Genomic DNA, 1,011 nt, shown 5'->3' with positions numbered 1-1,011 from the left:
CCTGACTTGCACAGGTTTAGTGCCCCGGTCAGCGGGTCGGTAGGTCCAGCGCGGTGAGGATGCGGACTGCGTCTGGGGTGAGTGGGTCGGCGGCGGTGTGAGGGTGGCCAGCGATGGTCATGGTGATTTCTTGCAGCGGACGCAGGGTCCGGACCAGGGAGCGGATCGAGGTCCCGGTCTCGGTCTGCAGGTAGCGGGCGACGGCAAGTGCGGTGAACACGACGGTGAGGTGGGCTTCGATGGCGTCGCGGGTGTGATGGAACATCGGCCGCGCCCTCAGGTCGGTTTTCGACATGCGGAACGACTGCTCGACCTGCCAGAGGTCGTGGTACTTCGCGATGACCTCGCCTGGTCCCATGATCGAGGCGGGAAGATTGGTGACGTAGCCCTTCAGCCCGATCAGTGACCGGGCCCGATCGATGCTTGCGGTGTCGAGGCTCCGACCGTTTGCGGTGGTCTTGACGAACCGTGTCGACTTCGGTGCCTTGCCGCCGTCGACGACGTCTCGGGCCCGAGTTTCTTGCGCGTTGAGTGTTTGGTTGTCGCGGACGGCGCGGCGTTTCGAGTACTGCCAGACCGCCCGCCATGACTTCGGGTGTCCGGCCGCGTCCCAGATGGGTTCGGTGCGGTGGCGCACATCGTTGACGGCGCTCTTCGCGTTCCTCGGGGTGACGGTGTCGATGATCTGTCCGTCGGCGAAAGCGTTCCCGTTCCAATGGAAATGGTTCGCCAGATCGGCTGGGGCTTTCGTGACGCGGGACCCGACGATGAACTTGAGCCCGGCCTCGTCGAGGGCAGTGAGGTTGCCAGCGGAGAGCATCCCGGCGTCGGCGGCGATCACCATCTCGACACCGGCAATGTCATGGCGGTCTTGGAACTGCCGGATCATGGGCACAATGGTGTGGGTTTCGGCCTTGTTTCCCTCGAAACAGCCGATCTCCAGCGGAAACCCGGTCCGGTCGACGAGCAGGCCGACCACGATCTGCGGATCGACCCGCCGCTCCTTCGAGT

General features: G+C 64.7%; 1 protein-coding gene. It reads right to left on the bottom strand.

The genetic code is table 11. The features are described 5' to 3' along the window. Nucleotides 1–28: 28 nt before the first annotated feature. Nucleotides 29–1,011 (bottom strand): IS1634 family transposase (locus P3H15_RS54110; RefSeq protein WP_276144842.1); only part of this gene is annotated, 983 nt, incomplete at its 5' end.

The sequence above is a fragment of the Rhodococcus sp. T2V genome, from assembly GCF_029269925.1.
In the GTDB taxonomy this organism is placed as follows: Bacteria; Actinomycetota; Actinomycetes; order Mycobacteriales; family Mycobacteriaceae; genus Rhodococcus_F; species Rhodococcus_F koreensis.
The sequence above is the reverse complement of the archived record's forward strand: the minus strand, read 5'-3'. Positions and strand labels throughout refer to the sequence as shown.